This window comes from Vibrio sp. 1731 (genome assembly GCF_033339955.1).
GTDB lineage: Bacteria > Pseudomonadota > Gammaproteobacteria > Enterobacterales > Vibrionaceae > Vibrio > Vibrio alginolyticus.
Genome location: NZ_JAWOVO010000169.1, coordinates 1 through 1043, shown reverse-complemented (window position 1 = coordinate 1043; position 1043 = coordinate 1). Strand labels below are relative to the sequence as shown.

At 48.9% G+C, this 1043-nt stretch carries 2 protein-coding genes and 1 pseudogene; all 3 read left to right on the top strand.

Translation table 11 applies throughout. From position 1 onward, the window contains the following. On the top strand, positions 1 to 313 hold a 313-nt coding region (locus R7035_RS25985; RefSeq protein WP_318146417.1), incomplete at its 5' end, for a molybdopterin dinucleotide binding domain-containing protein. Continuing rightward, on the top strand, positions 313 to 942 hold the full coding sequence (locus R7035_RS25980; protein WP_005433785.1) for a DMSO/selenate family reductase complex B subunit: 630 nt from the start codon (positions 313 to 315) through the stop codon (positions 940 to 942). The genes R7035_RS25985 and R7035_RS25980, both read left to right, overlap by 1 nt. Next, a pseudogene (locus R7035_RS25975) lies at positions 942 to 1043 on the top strand (dimethyl sulfoxide reductase); the annotation flags it as partial. The gene R7035_RS25980 and the pseudogene R7035_RS25975, both read left to right, overlap by 1 nt.

The following is a 1043-nucleotide window of genomic DNA, read 5'->3' as shown; positions in this document are numbered from 1 at the left end:
AGCAGCAGCGCCACAAGAGCTTTGGATAAACCCAGTCGATGCCGCTTCTCGCAACATTGATAACGGCGATTTGGTCAGCGTGCGCAGCAAGTTCGGTGAAATGAACGTTCGTGTAAAAGTGACCCCACGCATCATGCCGCATGTGGTTGGCTTAGGTGAGGGCGCATGGTACGCACCAAACGCAAAAGGTGTTGACCAAGCGGGCTCAATCAACGTGCTAACAACACAACGTCCAAGCCCTTTGGCAAAATCAAACCCGAGCCATACCAACCTCGTTGAAGTGACGCTAATTAAGAAAATGGGGGCTAAATAATGAGCACAGCGAAACAGTATGGCTTTTACATTGATTCAAGCAAATGTACTGGCTGCAAAACATGTCAGCTCTCTTGTAAAGACAACAAAGATCTGGGTATCGACCGCAACTTCCGTCGTGTTTACGAATACGTAGGCGGCAACTGGACGGAAGAAAACGGCGCGTTCCGTCAAAACGTGTTCGCTTACTACCTATCGATCTCTTGTAACCACTGTACTAACCCAGCGTGTACCAAGGTTTGTCCATCTGGTGCAATGCACAAGCGTGAAGAAGACGGCTTTGTCGTTGTCGATGAAAGCGTGTGTATCGGCTGTAAATCTTGTCACATGGCGTGTCCTTACGGCGCGCCTCAATACAGCGAAGAAAAAGGTCACATGACCAAGTGTGATGGCTGTTACGAACGTGTCGCAGAAGGCTTAATGCCAGTGTGTGTTGATAGCTGTCCATTACGTGCGATTGAGTTTGGTCCAATTGATGAGCTGCGTGCGAAATACGGTTCAAATGCGGATGTAGCACCACTGCCAGATTCTCGCATTACGAGCCCGAACCTGATCGTGAAGCTAAATCCAAATGGTCGTCCAACCAATGACCGCACTGGTTTCCTACAGAATCCAAGAGAGGTGAAATAATGTTATACGAAGCACCATTAGTTGCCTTTACGGTTCTTGCTCAAACCGCGGTTGGCGCGCACTTAACGGTTAATGCGTTCGAGAAATGCGGTAAGCCACCA